Source organism: Afipia dichlorophenoxyacetatis (assembly GCF_055386385.1).
Genome location: NZ_AP029250.1, coordinates 284,740 through 300,110 on the forward strand (window position 1 = coordinate 284,740; position 15,371 = coordinate 300,110).

Annotated in this window: 18 protein-coding genes and 1 pseudogene; 11 read left to right on the forward strand and 8 right to left on the reverse strand. The window is 58.2% G+C overall.

Annotated features, from left to right (window positions below):
• Window position 1 precedes the first annotated feature (1 nt).
• The 3 genes from sdhD to ACZ5C3_RS01355 form a co-directional block, all read right to left on the reverse strand.
• Entirely contained in the window at window positions 2-415 is a 414-nt protein-coding gene (gene sdhD / locus ACZ5C3_RS01345) for a succinate dehydrogenase, hydrophobic membrane anchor protein (RefSeq protein ID WP_464034688.1), read from the reverse strand.
• Entirely contained in the window at window positions 412-807 is a 396-nt protein-coding gene (sdhC, locus tag ACZ5C3_RS01350) for a succinate dehydrogenase, cytochrome b556 subunit (RefSeq protein WP_464034690.1), read from the reverse strand. Before sdhC ends, sdhD begins: the two co-directional genes overlap by 4 nt.
• Window positions 808-1,054: 247 nt before the next feature.
• On the reverse strand, window positions 1,055-1,975 hold the full coding sequence (locus ACZ5C3_RS01355; RefSeq protein ID WP_464034691.1) for a LysR family transcriptional regulator: 921 nt from the start codon (window positions 1,973-1,975) through the stop codon (window positions 1,055-1,057).
• A 109-nt stretch (window positions 1,976-2,084) separates the two neighbouring features.
• Here ACZ5C3_RS01355 and ACZ5C3_RS01360 point away from each other — a divergent pair, with 109 nt between their 5' ends.
• Both ACZ5C3_RS01360 and ACZ5C3_RS01365 read left to right on the forward strand, forming a co-directional pair.
• Window positions 2,085-2,303 (forward strand): hypothetical protein, encoded by a 219-nt coding sequence (locus ACZ5C3_RS01360; protein WP_464034692.1) that lies wholly within the window; start codon window positions 2,085-2,087, stop codon window positions 2,301-2,303.
• Window positions 2,304-2,340: 37 nt separating this feature from the next.
• A complete protein-coding gene (locus tag ACZ5C3_RS01365) occupies window positions 2,341-3,201 on the forward strand; it encodes a sulfite exporter TauE/SafE family protein (RefSeq protein WP_464034693.1) in 861 nt (286 codons plus the stop codon).
• Between the two features lie 63 nt (window positions 3,202-3,264).
• On the opposite strand, the gene ACZ5C3_RS01370 is transcribed toward ACZ5C3_RS01365, so the two are convergent.
• Window positions 3,265-4,788, reverse strand: a complete 1,524-nt coding sequence (locus tag ACZ5C3_RS01370) for a malonate--CoA ligase (protein ID WP_464044450.1) — start codon at window positions 4,786-4,788, stop codon at window positions 3,265-3,267.
• An 82-nt stretch (window positions 4,789-4,870) separates the two neighbouring features.
• Between ACZ5C3_RS01370 and ACZ5C3_RS01375 the strand changes: the two genes are divergently transcribed.
• The 4 genes from ACZ5C3_RS01375 to ACZ5C3_RS01390 all read left to right on the forward strand — a co-directional run bounded on the left by ACZ5C3_RS01375 (window position 4,871) and on the right by ACZ5C3_RS01390 (window position 8,072).
• Window positions 4,871-5,623 (forward strand): SDR family oxidoreductase, encoded by a 753-nt coding sequence (locus tag ACZ5C3_RS01375; RefSeq protein WP_464044451.1) that lies wholly within the window; start codon window positions 4,871-4,873, stop codon window positions 5,621-5,623.
• Between the two features lie 198 nt (window positions 5,624-5,821).
• Window positions 5,822-6,415, forward strand: a complete 594-nt coding sequence (locus tag ACZ5C3_RS01380) for a fasciclin domain-containing protein (RefSeq protein ID WP_464034695.1) — start codon at window positions 5,822-5,824, stop codon at window positions 6,413-6,415.
• 217 nt (window positions 6,416-6,632) lie between these two features.
• Window positions 6,633-7,268 carry a cytochrome b/b6 domain-containing protein gene (locus ACZ5C3_RS01385; protein WP_464034696.1) on the forward strand — a complete coding sequence of 212 codons (636 nt, stop codon included), beginning with the start codon at window positions 6,633-6,635 and terminating at the stop codon, window positions 7,266-7,268.
• 18 nt (window positions 7,269-7,286) lie between these two features.
• Complete coding sequence (locus ACZ5C3_RS01390) at window positions 7,287-8,072, forward strand: molybdopterin-dependent oxidoreductase (RefSeq protein ID WP_464034698.1); 786 nt, start codon at window positions 7,287-7,289, stop codon at window positions 8,070-8,072.
• Window positions 8,073-8,105: 33 nt separating this feature from the next.
• Here ACZ5C3_RS01390 and ACZ5C3_RS01395 read toward each other — a convergent pair.
• Window positions 8,106-8,357 (reverse strand): annotated as a pseudogene (locus ACZ5C3_RS01395) (sigma factor); the annotation flags it as partial.
• 141 nt (window positions 8,358-8,498) lie between these two features.
• Here ACZ5C3_RS01395 and ACZ5C3_RS01400 point away from each other — a divergent pair.
• Both ACZ5C3_RS01400 and leuB read left to right on the forward strand, forming a co-directional pair.
• Window positions 8,499-8,957: a carboxymuconolactone decarboxylase family protein gene (locus ACZ5C3_RS01400; protein ID WP_464034700.1), complete on the forward strand. Its 459-nt coding sequence runs from the start codon at window positions 8,499-8,501 to the stop codon at window positions 8,955-8,957.
• A gap of 232 nt (window positions 8,958-9,189) precedes the next feature.
• A complete protein-coding gene (gene leuB / locus ACZ5C3_RS01405; RefSeq protein ID WP_464034701.1) occupies window positions 9,190-10,302 on the forward strand; it encodes a 3-isopropylmalate dehydrogenase in 1,113 nt (370 codons plus the stop codon).
• A gap of 241 nt (window positions 10,303-10,543) precedes the next feature.
• On the opposite strand, the gene ACZ5C3_RS01410 is transcribed toward leuB, so the two are convergent.
• Entirely contained in the window at window positions 10,544-10,921 is a 378-nt protein-coding gene (locus ACZ5C3_RS01410) for a hypothetical protein (protein WP_464034703.1), read from the reverse strand.
• 130 nt (window positions 10,922-11,051) lie between these two features.
• Window positions 11,052-11,846 (reverse strand): hypothetical protein, encoded by a 795-nt coding sequence (locus ACZ5C3_RS01415; protein ID WP_464034705.1) that lies wholly within the window; start codon window positions 11,844-11,846, stop codon window positions 11,052-11,054.
• Between the two features lie 191 nt (window positions 11,847-12,037).
• On the opposite strand from ACZ5C3_RS01415, the gene ACZ5C3_RS01420 reads away from it, so the two are divergent.
• Both ACZ5C3_RS01420 and ACZ5C3_RS01425 read left to right on the forward strand, forming a co-directional pair.
• Entirely contained in the window at window positions 12,038-13,072 is a 1,035-nt protein-coding gene (locus ACZ5C3_RS01420; RefSeq protein ID WP_464038467.1) for an aspartate-semialdehyde dehydrogenase, read from the forward strand.
• Between the two features lie 18 nt (window positions 13,073-13,090).
• The gene (locus tag ACZ5C3_RS01425) at window positions 13,091-13,678 is read left to right on the forward strand and encodes a TIGR00645 family protein (protein WP_464034707.1); all 588 of its coding nucleotides are present in this window, start codon (window positions 13,091-13,093) and stop codon (window positions 13,676-13,678) included.
• Window positions 13,679-13,701: 23 nt separating this feature from the next.
• On the opposite strand, the gene ACZ5C3_RS01430 is transcribed toward ACZ5C3_RS01425, so the two are convergent.
• The gene (locus ACZ5C3_RS01430; protein WP_464034709.1) at window positions 13,702-14,343 is read right to left on the reverse strand and encodes a carbonic anhydrase; all 642 of its coding nucleotides are present in this window, start codon (window positions 14,341-14,343) and stop codon (window positions 13,702-13,704) included.
• Window positions 14,344-14,460: 117 nt separating this feature from the next.
• Between ACZ5C3_RS01430 and ACZ5C3_RS01435 the strand changes: the two genes are divergently transcribed.
• Window positions 14,461-15,342, forward strand: coding sequence for an HpcH/HpaI aldolase/citrate lyase family protein (locus tag ACZ5C3_RS01435; RefSeq protein WP_464044452.1), 882 nt, complete (start codon window positions 14,461-14,463; stop codon window positions 15,340-15,342).
• Window positions 15,343-15,371 lie beyond the last annotated feature (29 nt).

Here is a 15,371-nt window from a genome sequence, read left to right on the forward strand (position 1 = left end):
GTTAAACTCCAGATGAAAGTTTGAGAATGGCATAGATCGACGCGAGGCCGACCGCGAACGAGAAGAACGTGTTGGCGATGATCAAGGCCAGCTTGAGCTTCTCGTCGGTGATGTAGTCTTCGAGCACGACTTGCATGCCGATTTTCATGTGCCAGACGCTGGCAATAACGAAGAGGATCAGGACAACAGCCACTAGCGGCGAACCGAGGATCGCTGCTGCGCCGGCCTGATTTCTGCCGAGCATCGACATAATCACGATGATGACCGGTACAATAAGCAGGACCATCGCGATCGCGGTCACGCGCTGGCGGAAAAAGTCCGAGGTGCCGCCGTGAGCGGAACCGAGATTGCGGACTCGGCCGAGCGGCGTGCGCATCGACTTCTTCACGGAACCGTTGGTGTCTTGCGCGCTCATCGTCCGCCTCCGACCGCATAGGCGACGATCCACAGAACGATCGTCAGAGTGATGCCCCCGATTAATGCCGCGCGGGTCAGCCATTCGCGCTCGCTGGCACCAAAGCCGTAGCCGAGGTCCCAGACCAGGTGGCGGATACCGCTGAGCATGTGATGGATCAGGGCCCACGTGTAGCCGAACACGACGATGCGGCCGATCCAGCTGCTGGTGAAGGCCTGGAGATTGGCATACGCACCGGGGCCGGAAGCGGTAGCGATCAACCACCACGCCAACAGCACGGTACCGGCGTAGAGGGCGATACCGGTGATGCGGTGGACAATGGACATCGCCATCGTCAGCGTCCAGCGGTAGGTCAAAAATGGTGAAAGAGGGCGGTCGATCCTGGGAGCCATTGAGCAACTTTGACGGTTTGCGGCGAAAAAATGGTGCCGACTTTTTATGCGGGATCGGGTTAGAGGATTTCTATTTACGAAGTGACAAGATTGAGCGCAACGCAGAAATCACTATGTAGCGAATCTTCGGTCACTTCTTGATTCATCCGCAAATATTGCTGGTATATTGGATATTGGTATGCCAGGACGCTGTTGTTTGCCCGGTGAAATGAATCGAAATTCATAAATATCGCGAGGCTCTGCCGGGTTATTCTTTTTCCAGGGTCATGGGCGGCACAGGCATTGGATCGAGCCACTGGTCAGTCAGGTAGTCGATGAAGGCGCGAATTTTTGGTGACGACAGTTTTGTATGCTGGAAAACCATATGCACCGGCGCGGGCGGACGCTCGTAGTCGGCAAGGATGCGCTTCAGTCGACCGGAAGCGATATCATTCGTGACCTGCCATGACGGCACGCGCGCGATGCCGACACCGCTTATAGCTGCTGAGACGAGAGCATCGAGACTGTTGGCAGAGAACCGGCCCGAGACGGTGACGGTCTTGCGCTCACCAGAAGATCGAAAGCGCCAGTCCGCAGCACCGGGCGTTTCGGAAAAAATCAGACAGTCGTGATCGCTGAGTTCTGCAGGCGTTTGCGGAGCCCCGCGCCGCGCAAGATAATCCGGCGCAGCGCATAGGATCATGTGTACGTCCGCCAACTTGCGCGCGACGAGTTGGGAGTCGGGCAAGCGGCCGACTCTGATTGCGATATGAATGTTGTCCTCAACAAGATTGATCGCGCGATCAACCAGAAGCAGATCAATCGCAACGGATGGGTGGCGAGCCAAAAACGCCGGTAACTTTGGAGCCAACAGCATCCGTCCGATCAGCACCGGTGCGCTGACGTGCAGGCGCCCCGTCGGTTCGCTCTGTCCAGAGGACAGTGCGAACTCAATGTCCTCCAACTCACTGAGGATCGTCTTGGCGCGATCATAAAGCAGTCGCCCGTCCTCTGTGAGAACCAGGCTTCGGGTCGTTCGTCGGAGGAGCTGCGTTCCTAGTTTTTCCTCCAGCGCAGTGACCTGCCGGCTGACGGACGTCAAAGACGTCGGAATCGCGCGAGCAGCCGCCGACAGGCTGCCTGTCTCGACAACCTTCACAAACGTGGCCATGGCGGCAAACCGGTCCATTCCCGCAATCTTCCGCTATTCGCAAGAGATATTGTCAGAAAGGAAGGATAATCCCGTTCTGCGGAAGGGTATAGGCTGCGTGCCAGACCATGACCCGGTGGAGCGGAGAATGAATCACGCAATCTGGATGAGGGGGCGTAACGACCGCCAAAATGACGATGACACGTTCGTCACTGTCCTGGCGTTTTCGCTGACCGGATTGCTTGGTTGCCTCGTTTCGCAGGCGCCGTTAGATGGTCCAGCCTTCACTCTCGTCAGGTCAATATTGATCCTGGCATCCGCTCCCATTACCGCGCTGACAGGCTTCATGTTCGGAGCCGGGCAATGATGACCAATTCTCCCTAGAAACATCAGGCAGCAAATACATGATCGCCGGGGTTAGCTCATCCGAACTTCTTGAATTGGCTGTGTTGTTGCTCGGCACCGGGGCGGCCGCCGGATTTCTGGCCGGTATCTTCGGCATCGGCGGCGGGGCGGTTCTGGTCCCCGTCCTCTATGAATGTTTTCGCATAGCTGGTGTGCCGCTGGATGTGCGGATGCCCCTCTGTGTCGGCACCTCCCTTGCCATCATCATTCCCACATCGATCCGCTCCTGGCGTGCCCATCAGGCGCGCGGCTCGGTCGACATGGACATCCTGAAGCGCTGGGCAATTCCGGTTCTGGTGGGTGTGATCGCAGGCAGCGTCATCGCCAGATACGCGCCCGAGCGGCTATTCAAGTTCGTCTTCGTCGCCGTGGCGTGGTCGGCGGCGGCCCGATTGCTGTTTGGCCGCGAAGACTGGCGGCTCGGGAAGGACTTTCCAACCGGGTTTCTTATGCGGGCGTATGGCGCGATCATCGGCCTGCTCTCGACGCTGATGGGTATCGGCGGCGGACTGTTCGCAAATCTGGTGATGACGCTCTATGGCCGTCCGATTCATCAGGCGATCGGCACCTCGGCGGGATTGGCAGTGTTGATCTCAATTCCCGGCGCGCTGGGCTACATCTATGCCGGTTGGCCGGCGGCGACGCGATTCCCTGAAGTTGCCGCGCTGCAGTTGCCGTTTGCGGTCGGCTATATCTCGCTGATCGGTGCAGTCCTTGTCATGCCGACAAGCCTGCTGGTGGCGCCGCTCGGTGTGAAGGTTGCGCACCTCATGTCGAAACGGCAGCTTGAAATCGCGTTCGGCCTTTATCTGGTAACCGTCAGCATGCGCTTCGTCATCAGTCTGACGACGGGATATTGAGCGAACAACATCCGTGCCGCCGTATGCTTTAGCGACAACGGCACCGAGTTCGCACGAATGCGCCTACGACTTGTAAAGCCCGACATAGGTGTCGCGCAGAACGTTCTTCTGCACCTTGCCCATGGTGTTGCGGGGCAGGTCGTCAACGAACAGCACGCGCTTCGGCATCTTGAATTTGGCGAGTCGTCCTTCGAGCGTGTGGAGCACAGCCGTTTCATCCAACGCTGAGTTCTTGTCTTTCACGATGACCGCTGTGACGCCCTCGCCGAAATCCGCATGCGGCACGCCGATCACCGCGCTTTCGATCACGCCCGGCATCGCGTCGATTTCGGATTCCACTTCCTTCGGATACACGTTGAAGCCGCCGGAAATCACGAGGTCCTTCCCGCGGCCGAGAATATGGACGTAGCCACGTTCGTCGATCTTGCCGAGATCGCCGGTGATGAAGAATCCATCGTCTCGGAATTCCGCCTTGGTTTTCTCCGGCATGCGCCAGTAGCCCTTGAACACGTTGGGGCCTTTCACTTCGATCATGCCGATGGAATCGCGCGGCAACTCCTTGCCGGTCTCCGGATCGGTGACACGCGCCGATACACCTGGCAGAGGGAAGCCCACGGCGCCTGGCACGCGGTCGCCGTCGTAAGGATTTGACGTGTTCATATTGGTCTCGGTCATACCGTAGCGCTCGAGCACGGCGTGTCCGGTGCGAGCCGACCACTCACGGTGCGTGTCGGCGAGCAATGGTGCAGATCCCGAAATGAACAGGCGCATATTGCTGGTCGCTTCGCGGGTCAGCGCCGGGTTCTGCAGCAGGCGCGTGTAGAACGTCGGAACGCCCATCAGCACCGTGGCGCGCGCCATCAGCTTGATGATCTGGTCGGCATCGAATTTGTTCAGGAAGATCATCGATGCGCGCGAGAACAGTGTCACGTTGCTGGCCACAAACAAGCCGTGCGTGTGATAGATCGGCAATGCGTGAATCAGGACGTCCTGATCGGTAAAGCGCCAGACGTCGATCAGCGTCAGCGAGTTCGAAGCGAGATTGTCGTGGGTCAGCATCGCGCCCTTGGAGCGGCCCGTTGTGCCCGATGTGTAAAGAATCGCGGCGAGATCGTCGCCGGAGCGTGCGACGGTCGCAAACTCGGCGCCGGCCTTCGCCGCGCCGTCCGTCAGCGAACCTTTGCCGTTTGCATCGAGCGTATCGACCTTGGCGTTGATCTTTGCGGCAATCGCGCCAATGCCCTCGGCCTTTGATGGATCGCACACCACCAGCGACGGCTCGGCATCACCGATAAAATATTCCAGCTCGTTAAGCGTGTAGGCGGTGTTGAGCGGCAGATAGACCGCGCCCGCGCGCACGGATGCCAGATACAGCACGAGCGCAGGCACGGACTTTTCGGTTTGCGCTGCAACACGATCGCCTGGCTTGACGCCTCGCGACACGATGAAATTCGCCATTTGCCCCGATTGCGCGATCAAATCGCCGTAGCTGATGTGGCGACCGTCCGTCTCGATGGCGAGCTTACCGGGATCGGTCAGGCCATCAAACAGGCGGGAAAACAGGTTGGCGTTGGCGGTGGTGTTCATGCATCATCTCGGAACAAGGCGTGATCGGTTTGGAAACGTCATTAGCAAAACCATCCTTTGGAAGGCAACGGAGACGACCAATATGAGCGATAACAAGAAACGCGTGGCCTGGATTACGGGTGGGGGAAGCGGCATCGGTCTCGCGGGTGCCCAGGCGCTGGCGGCGGAAGGCTGGACGGTTGTGATCTCCGGGCGCCGCAAGGACGTGATCGACACGGCAGCGGCGGATATCGCGAAGACCGGAGGCAAGGTCGAAGCGATGGCTCTTGATGTCGGCAATGCCGACGACGTCAATGCGGTCGCTCAGGCCATCGTAGCCAAGCATGGCCGCATTGATCTTTTGGTCAACAGCGCTGGCTTGAATGTGCCGAAGCGGAGCTGGGATGATGTGACGACGGAAGGCTGGGACAAGGTCGTCGACATCAATCTCAACGGTTTGATGTATTGCATGCGCGCTGTGCTGCCGACGATGCGCGCGCAAAAGGATGGCTGCATCATCAACGTCGCATCGTGGGCAGGGCGTCACGTTTCGAAGTTGACCGGTCCTGCCTATACGGCAACCAAGCATGCGGTGCTCGCGCTGACGCACTCGTTCAATATGGAAGAATTCCGGAACGGGCTGCGGGCATGCTGTCTGTCACCCGGCGAAGTTGCGACGCCGATCATGAAGTCGCGTCCGGTGCCGCCGAGCGCCGAAGACATGGCGCGGATGCTGCAGCCCGAAGATCTCGGGAAAACCATCGCATTCGTCGCGAGCATGCCATCGCATGTCTGCATGAATGAAATCTTGATCAGCCCAACATGGAACAGAAGCTTCCTCACGGCGACGCTGTAAGCGCTCTCTTTATCGAAGGAAGCGCTCCACGTATCGCAGGGTTTAAAGTTTCAGATTCTGCGAAATTTATTCTTTGAAACGCGCCGCTGGATGTCCGCGTAACTCGGATATCGGCGGCGCGGTGCTTTGTGAAAGTCACCGCCGCTGGCAAACGCCCGGCGGTTCTCGCCGGGATGTTCAATCACCGGGAGACGATTGATGTCCAAGCTCAGCTCAACACGCATCGCATTTCTATCGGCCGCCGCATTTGCTGCAATGACGGTCAGTGTCGTTGCGCCCGTTCAGGCGCAAGACAAGATGATGAAGAAAAGCGAATTGTCCGGCGAGAAGACCGTGATGGTCGGTGGCGCGCCGATGTATCGCACCAAGAACATCGTCGAAAATGCCGTGAATTCGAAAGACCACACCACGCTTGTCGCGGCGGTGAAGGCTGCTGGTCTGGTCGATACGCTCTCCAGCAAAGGCCCGTTCACTGTCTTTGCGCCGACCAACGCGGCATTCTCGAAATTGCCTGCCGGAACGGTTGATACACTGGTGAAGCCCGAGAACAAGGCGACGCTGACCAAGATCCTGACCTATCATGTGGTTCCGGGGAAGATGGAAGCCTCCGACCTTACCGACGGCAAGAAGCTCAAGACCGTCGAGGGGGAAGAGCTCATTGTGAAGAATGCTGGCGGCAAGGTGACACTCACCGATGCCAAAGGCGACGTATCGACGGTCACCATTGCGGACGTGAATCAGTCCAACGGTGTCATTCACGTTATCGACACAGTGCTGATGCCGAAGTCCTGACATCATCGAGATGTGGTTCGTTTCCTCTCCCGATATCGGGAGAGGAAACCTTCACATTCGGGATGGCATCGTCTGAGATGCCCGCTCGCGCGTTCGTGAACGATGCTTTGCGGCGTTTCATCGCTGTCCGGACGCTTTTTCCTGACGCCACAGCGTAACAAGACTAGAATATCATCGTATTGTTGGTGTTAGTGACTTCATCGGAACGGAAGCGCTCATGTCCAGCATTGCTACCCACCATTCGGAAGCGGAACACGTCGCCACACCTGGGAAGGTGATCCAGCCCGCCTGGGTGAGGATCGTTCACTGGGTCAATGCCGTCGCCATGGTCCTGATGATCATGTCCGGCTGGCAGATCTACAACGCGTCCCCGCTGTTCAATTTTACCTTCTCCCACTCGATCACGCTGGGTGGCTGGCTCGGTGGCGCGCTGCAATGGCATTTCGCGGCGATGTGGCTGCTGATGGTCAACGGTCTTGTCTATCTGTCGCTGGGATTGATCACCGGGCGGTTCCGCAAAAAGCTTTTGCCGATTTCTCCAAGCGGTGTGCTTGGCGACACCAAAGCAGCACTCACCGGCAAACTTTCACACGCTGACCTCTCAACCTACAACCAGGTGCAGAGGCTGCTTTATGCCGGCGTCATCGTCGCCGGTATCTTGATCGTGCTGTCAGGGTTGTCGATCTGGAAGCCGGTGCAGCTGCAATGGCTCACGGCCCTGTTTGGTGGCTATGACTTCGCGCGCTACGTCCACTTTACCTGCATGGCTGCAATCGTCGGCTTTCTGGTGATCCATGTCGCTCTCGCGATCGTGGTGCCGAAAAGCCTGCGCGCCATGATCATTGGCCGCTGATTTCAAAGGACATCGATCATGGGTCTTAAACGCAAACTCATCATCCCCGGCGTCGACAAGAAGCTGCTTGTTAAGGATGCCACGAAGCTGATGCCGGATTTAACGCGTCGCCGGTTCCTTGTGGGCGGTGCAAGCCTCGGCGCATTGACGATGCTGACAGGCTGTGACGTCACCGACAGCTTCTCCGCGGAATCGCTGCTGGTGCAGATTTCCAAGTTCAACGACGGCGTGCAGCATGCGTTGTTCAATCCAAATACGCTGGCGCCCACCTATCCGGAAAGTGCGATCACCAGGCCGTTCCCATTCAACGCTTATTATTCTCAGGATGAGGCCCCCCAGATCGATGGCAAGACCTGGAAGCTCGAGGTTCGTGGACTGGTCGACAACAAGAAGTCCTGGACGCTTGAGGAGCTTTATCAGCTGCCGCAGGAAAAACAGATCACGCGTCACATCTGCGTGGAAGGTTGGAGCGCGATCGGAAGCTGGACTGGCACACCCTTGCGCCACTTTCTGAAATTGATCGGTGCCGACACCCGCGCGAAATATTGCTGGTTCCAGTGCGGCGATCAGGACGGCTACAACAGCCCGCTCGATATGGCGACGGCGCTGCATCCACAGACGCAGATGACCTTCAAATTCGGCGACGAGATATTGCCGACCGCTTACGGCTATCCGATGAAGATTCGCGTGCCCACCAAGCTCGGATTCAAGAACCCGAAATACGTGGTCTCGATGGAAGTCACCAATGATTACAAGGGTGGCTACTGGGAAGATCAGGGCTACAACTCGTTCAGCGGCAGCTAATTGGTTTAAAGGACGTCATGCCCGTTTCGTGCCGGGAATGACGACAGACTCTTCGCGCCGTGATTTGCGGGATCGCAACTTGTCGAGACAGGTGCGTGCGACAACCGTGGTCAGCCGGCCGCCGAAATTGGCGACGTCGCTGGTGTCGGCGCGGCTCAAACTCAGCCATGCTTCTCGGATCGCGTCGCCGGCTTCGTTCGGGGAACCGAGCATGCGGTAGGCAACAGCCCGCAAGTGATTGCGATTGGCCTCAAATTGCTCTGCCAGAATTTTCGTCTCGCCCATCGGTCACATTCCTTCATCGCCATTCGTCATAGCCCTGACGAATGAGCCGTGGCCGACGTGACAGGCTCTCGGGGCCATTCGTTGGAATGGGAACCGGACGCTTTTGGCGTCCTGGTCCAGCAAGACGAACAGGAGATCATGATGCAAGCTCGAATCACTAACCCCGCCCTCGTTCTTCCCGACGCATTGCAGGCGCTGCAAGCCCTGAACAAATCGATTGAAAAGGACGGAGTGCCCTATGCGACGCATAAGCTCATCCAACTGCGCGCGAGCCAGATCAATGGTTGCGGCGTGTGTGTTGATATGCACGCGCGTGAACTCAAGAAGGCCGGGGAGAAAGACGAACGAATTTTCGCGGTCGCGGCGTGGCGGGATACGCCCTATTTTAACGACGCCGAACGCGCCGCTCTGGCACTCGCGGAAGCGGTCACCCGAATTGCGGATCAGGCCGATCCGGTACCGGATGCGATCTGGCACGAGGCGGCGAAGCACTACGACAAACAGGCGCTTGCGGTTCTGGTCGTCTCCATCGCGCTGATCAATGTATGGAATCGGCTCAATGTATCCGTCCGGCAGATTGCCGGCGCAGCCTGGAATTGAGTGACGCGATAGAGATCAGCCGAAGAGCCTTGCTTAAATAATATCTCCTCGCGTTGTGCGGGGAGATATCAGTTGATCGGACCGTGCCTCTTTTCGGGAGTGATTGGTCCGATTGCCCCAAAATCTTGCCGGTTTCGCGGCTGGCCGGGGTGGCAATGATGTCTTGCCAAGAGTGCAGCGGCGTTTTAGCACTTCGCGCGAACATTCCACGAAACCTGTAAGGCAATCGAATATGGCGACCCATAAGCTGCTGCTTCTTCCCGGCGACGGTATCGGCACTGAAGTGATGGCGGAGGTCAAGCGCCTGATTGACTGGCTTGGCAAGCGTGGCATCGCGCGTTTCGAAACCGAAACCGGCCTGGTGGGTGGTGCGAGCTACGATGCCGACAAGGTTTCCATCACTGATGCGACCATGGCGCTGGCACAGGCCGCGGATGCGGTGATCTTCGGCGCGGTTGGCGGCCCGAAATGGGATTCGGTGCCTTACGATGTGCGGCCGGAAGCCGGGTTGCTGCGGCTGCGCAAGGACATGGCGCTGTTCGCAAACCTGCGCCCCGCGATCTGCTATCCGGCCCTTGCCGATTCATCGAGCCTGAAGCGCGATGTTGTCGAAGGCCTCGACATCATGATCGTGCGTGAACTCACCGGCGGTGTGTATTTCGGCGAGCCGAAGACCATTACCGATCTTGGCAACGGCCAGAAGCGTGCAGTCGATACGCAAGTCTATGATACTTACGAGATCGAGCGCATTTCTCGCGTCGCATTCGAGCTTGCGCGCAAGCGAAACAACAAAGTCACCTCGATGGAAAAGCGCAACGTCATGAAGAGTGGCGTGTTGTGGAACGAGGTCGTGACGCAGGTTCATCAGCGTGAATACAAGGACGTCGCGCTCGAGCATCAGCTCGCAGACTCAGGCGCCATGCAGCTGGTGCGCCAGCCAAAGCAGTTCGATGTCATCGTGACCGACAACCTGTTTGGCGACATCCTCTCGGATATCGCGGCGATGCTCACCGGCTCGCTCGGCATGTTGCCGTCGGCCTCGCTTGGCGAGGTCGATCCCAAGACCAAGAAACGCAAGGCGCTGTATGAGCCGGTGCACGGTTCGGCGCCGGATATCGCCGGCAAGGGTCTCGCGAATCCCGTCGCGATGCTCACATCGTTCGGCATGGCGCTGCGCTATTCGTTCGACATGCAAAAGGAAGCGGATCTCATCGACAAGGCGATCGCCTCCACGTTGGCCAAGGGTCTGCGCACCGGCGATATCAAGTCCGAAGGCTCGAAGGTGGTCAGTACCTCGCAGATGGGCGAAGCCATCATTGGCGAGCTTGAGGCGCTCACGGCATAATTGGCGGCTAGCGGAGCGGATTTGATGTTCGCTACCCTGCTTGCCGCGAATTCGCGATGCGAACGTCAAATCCCAAAGCTCCGCTAGAATCTTATATTTGCTAGTGGTCTTTCGATTCTAACGTTCGCAAGAGTGCCCGCCGAGACGGGATGCGAACGTTAGAATCGGACCACTAGCTTACCAGTTGATACGAAAATGCCCGGCGGTGAGCCGGGCATTTTGCGTTGGAATCGAATGAAAATCAGTACAGCGGAAACTGCGTCGGAAGGCCCGTGTCCCACTGATCGCCGACCGGACGGCGGTTCATGTACTGAGGATCGATATGCTTGCCGTAGTTGTAGCCCGGCGGGAAAGCGTAGTCAGTGAACTTGCGTTCACCAGGTACCACCTCGGTACCGGCGTCGAGCCACGAGCGACGGGTGATGTACACGCGGGTGCGGCCGGACTTGTAGGAATAGTTCTGCGGTTTGCGGGGCGGACCGTCATAGGTCTGGCTGCCCTCAACATTCTGCCTGCGGGGTTGTGCGCTGGCTTCGGGGGCGCCAAGGCTGATCGCCGCAACAGCTGCGGTGGCGAGCAGGACCGCCCAAGTTTTTGCGCCAGAAATCTTCAAAGCCATCATGTCCTCACGGGATTCCAAATTTGGATCTTATTTAGCCGTTCCGGTCGCGGCCCCACAAGGTGAAATGGGCCACACTTACGCACAATAAAGGGCCGGGCGTCGAAAATGTTTCATGAATGACAGGGCGTTAGATGCTGCCCCTGAGAACGGGCTCCTGTGGGCCAGTTGCCCAGTCCGTCGAGGAGGCTGCCGCGGCACAATCCGAACGCCGCAATTCGGCCCGTGCAAACAGTTCGGCCATTTTGGGGTCGTTGCCCGCTGACAGCAGAGTCAGGCGATTCAGCGCGCAGCCTAAGAAAATGCGTTGCGCACTTGCAGAGCTGGCATGACAGGACCAGCCGCTCAGCCGGACTTTGGGGGCTTCAAAGGTCTTCACGAAGCCGAGACATGCCTGGCTTGCAGCGGGAGCACCGCTGAACCGGAGCAGGTCAACCGGCCCGAATTTGGTATCGATGATGCCGGCCGTCTGCGCTTCTCCTTGGCCGGCGGGGCCCATGCGCGAGCCAAGATCGGCATTCGGGGCGGCAAACGCGCCAAGTTCGTTGCCCGGCCGATAAATCTCAATTTCAGCTGTTGGCGGTTCGTCGGCGCTGGCAGACCAGCGCAAAATGTCCTTACGGCCCCCTTGGGGATGCCGAAGAATATCATAACTGCCTGTTTTCTTGACCAAATCCAGGTGGCTGACAGCAAAGGCCGGATGTGGCCGGCTGGCCGGTGTCCAGCCGCGCAAGGAGGGCCGTACCATCTCGGTTTCGGCGGGAGCTGCGAAAAACAGGTCTGCGAGAATCGCAGTGAGCACGGCCAGTCCCGAACAGTAGGCCATCAATCGCACAATGACCTCGCGTCGCCTGAGGGCGAAGCTACGGAGGGCTGGATGAATGGCGGAAGTATCTGGAACTTGATCGATAGCGATCGGAGACATGCGGCGCGTTCTGCTTCCTGAAACGGCGTCGCTGTTCCCGTCCGGATGCGGATTTCATCCGCTTCACAGCTGAGCTAGAGTGATTCGACATCGCTTCTGCGTTGTATTTGCGCCGTTTTTCGCATAGAAGCGCTGCCTCTTCCCTTTCCGCAGACGGCGGGGGCGAAGCTTTTTTCTTCGGAGAGTCAATGATGGGTTACAAGGTGGCCTGTGTGGGAGCGACCGGCAATGTAGGCCGGGAAATGCTCAACATTCTGGACGAACGCAGCTTCCCGGCCGATGAGGTCGTGGCGCTGGCATCACGCCGCAGCACCGGCGTCGAAGTCTCGTACGGCGATCGGACTCTCAAAGTCAAAGCTCTCGAAAATTATGATTTCAGCGATGTCGATATCTGCCTGATGTCGGCGGGCGGCGAAGTCTCGAAGGAGTGGTCGCCGAAGATCGCGGCCGCGGGCGCTGTGGTGATCGATAACTCGTCCGCATGGCGCTACGATTCGGACGTGCCGCTGATCGTGCCTGAGGTGAATGCGGATGCCGTTGCCGGCTTCACAAAGCGCGGCATCATCGCCAACCCGAATTGCTCGACGGCGCAGCTCGTCGTTGCACTGAAGCCGCTTCATGACGCGGCAACCATCAAGCGCGTCGTGGTTTCGACCTATCAGTCCGTGTCGGGCGCGGGCAAGGATGCGATGGACGAGTTGTTCTCGCAAACCAAGGCCGTCTACACCAATAGCGAACTGGTCAATAAGAAATTCCCGAAGCGTATCGCCTTCAATGTCATCCCTCAGATCGACGTGTTCATGGAGGATGGCTACACGAAGGAAGAGTGGAAGATGATGGCCGAGACCAAGAAGATTCTCGACCCCAAGATCAAGCTCTCCGCCACCTGCGTGCGCGTGCCGGTGTTCATCGGCCACTCAGAAGCGATTAATATCGAGTTCGAGAAGCCGATCTCTGTCGATGAAGCCCGCGACATCCTGCGTAAGGCGCCAGGTTGCCTTGTGATCGACAAGCGTGAGCCGGGTGGTTACGCCACGCCGTACGAATGTGCGGGCGAAGATGCCACCTACATCAGCCGCATCCGCGAAGATGCGACAGTGGAGAACGGCCTTGTGCTGTGGTGTGTTTCCGACAACCTGCGCAAGGGCGCGGCGCTCAACGCGATCCAGATCGCGGAATGCCTCGTCAACCGCAAGCTGCTGCAGCCGAAGAAAAAAGCGGCGTAAACAGATAGGGCCGATCAGATGACAGAAACGCCATCGGATCACAGGCCCTCAGCATCGGACGATCAACCCAACTCCGGCCTCAAGCGTGCAGAACTCACGTTTGAGGCCGTGTTGTTTAACAGCCGCTGGTTGATGGCGCCGTTCTATTTCGGTCTTGTCGTCAGTCTTGCTGTGCTGCTCTACAAGTTCATTGAGATTCTGATCGAATTTATTGTGCACGCACCGTCGGCCAAAGAGTCGGACATCATCCTCGGCGTGCTGTCACTGATCGATGTGTGCCTGACCGGCAATCTCATCCTCATCGTCGTGTTTTCAGGCTACGAGAATTTCGTGTCGCGGATCGATCCACGCGGTCATCCGGACTGGCCGGAATGGATGACCAAGGTGGATTTTGCCGGGCTCAAACAGAAGTTGCTGGCGTCGATCGTTGCCATTTCAGCCATCCAGGTGCTGAAGGCGTTCATGAATATCGACGCGACGTTTGATACCCAGAAACTAGCTTGGCTTGCCGGCATTCACGTGGTCTTCGTGCTGTCGACCCTGCTGATTGCGTGGTCGGATCGCCTCGGGGGCGATCATGGCAATTCGAGAAAAGCCGCGCATTGAAACTAAATGCGCGATGCCTCTCGCTATGCAGGTTTCACCGCGTGGAACTCGCCATTTGATTGGTCGAGGACAGACAGCGATCCTTTCGCGACACCAAAATAGGCGCCGTGTAGGTGGAGCTTGCCGCGTTCGACAAGGATCTTCACGCAAGGAAATGTCATCAGGTTCTTGAGGCTGGTTGAGACGGCTTTTTTCTCCAGGCGTGTGATGAAATCCTGCAGATCTTCGTTACGCCCGCGTGCCGTTTCCTCCAGCGTCGGCTCAAGGAGAGACATCCATTTGCCGATGAAATCGCCCGGTGACAGCGGTGCTGAATCCTGAACCAGCGCCTTCACACCGCCGCACTGGGCGTGTCCCAGCACGACAATGTGTTTGACGTGCAGCACCTGCACCGCGAATTCCAGCGCGGCCGAAACGCCATGCGCGGCGCCGTCGGGTGCGTAGGGCGGCACGAGATTGGCGACGTTGCGTACGACGAACAGTTCTCCCGGGCCGACGTCAAAAATCACCTCAGGGGACACGCGGGAATCGCAGCAGCCGATCACCATCGTTTCGGGGGATTGTCCGTCCTGGGACAACTCGCGGTAGCGAGACTGCTCCATCGGCAGGCGTTGGGTGGCGAAGGATTGATAGCCGGAGATCAGACGTTCGGGAAAAGACGACATGGGCACCTCGCGGATTGCTGCAAACGTGGCTAACCATATGCCACGCTTTTGAACAAGCCTTCCGGACCGCGCGCCGAAGTGGTATCGCGTTCCGATCTCATCTTACAGGAAATAGCCATGTTTCGTCCGCGTCGCAGTGTTTTGTTCATGCCGGGCTCCAATGCGCGGGCGCTTGAAAAAGCCCGCAATCTCCCCGCCGACAGCATCATTCTGGATCTTGAGGACTCGGTCGCGCCGGACGCCAAAGCAGCCGCGCGGGAGCAGATAGCGGCTGCAGTTGCTGCGAAAGGTTTCGGCAAGCGCGAAATCATCATCCGCATCAACAATCTGGAGACAGAGTGGTGGCAGGACGATCTGGCCATGGCTGCCAAAGCGCAGCCGGATGCGATCCTGGTCCCCAAAATTTCGACCCCTGAGGACATCAAGAAGGTTGAAAGCGAGCTCCGTAAACTTAACGCAGATCCTGCCGTCCGCATCTGGGCGATGATCGAGACGCCGCTGGCAGTGCTCTCCGTGCAGCAGATCGCAGCGCAGGCCCGTGAGGGTGACAAGCGTCTCGAGGCCTTCGTGATGGGGCCGAATGACATCGCGCGTGAAACGCGCATGCGGATGCTGCCTGGCCGCGCAGCAATGATCCCGCTGTTTTCTCACTGCATCATGGCAGCTCGCGCCTACGGCGTGGAAATGCTGGACGGCCCTTATAACGACATCAACGACATCGCAGGCTTCGCCAAGGAATGCGCGCAGGGCCGCGATATGGGATTCGATGGCAAGACGCTGATTCATCCGGGGCAGATCGATGCCGCCAACGCCACTTACACGCCGCCAGCGGATGAAGTTGCGCGCGCACGCAAGATTATGGGCGTGTTCGAGCTGCCTGAAAACGTCAATAAGGGCGTCGTTCAGCTCGATGGACAGATGGTCGAACGTTTGCACGTCGAAATGGCTAAGCGCACTGTCGCTATCACCGATGCGATCGCAGCTTTGAAGGTGCACTGAAGCGAAACGCGAGACATTCCATCTCAAAC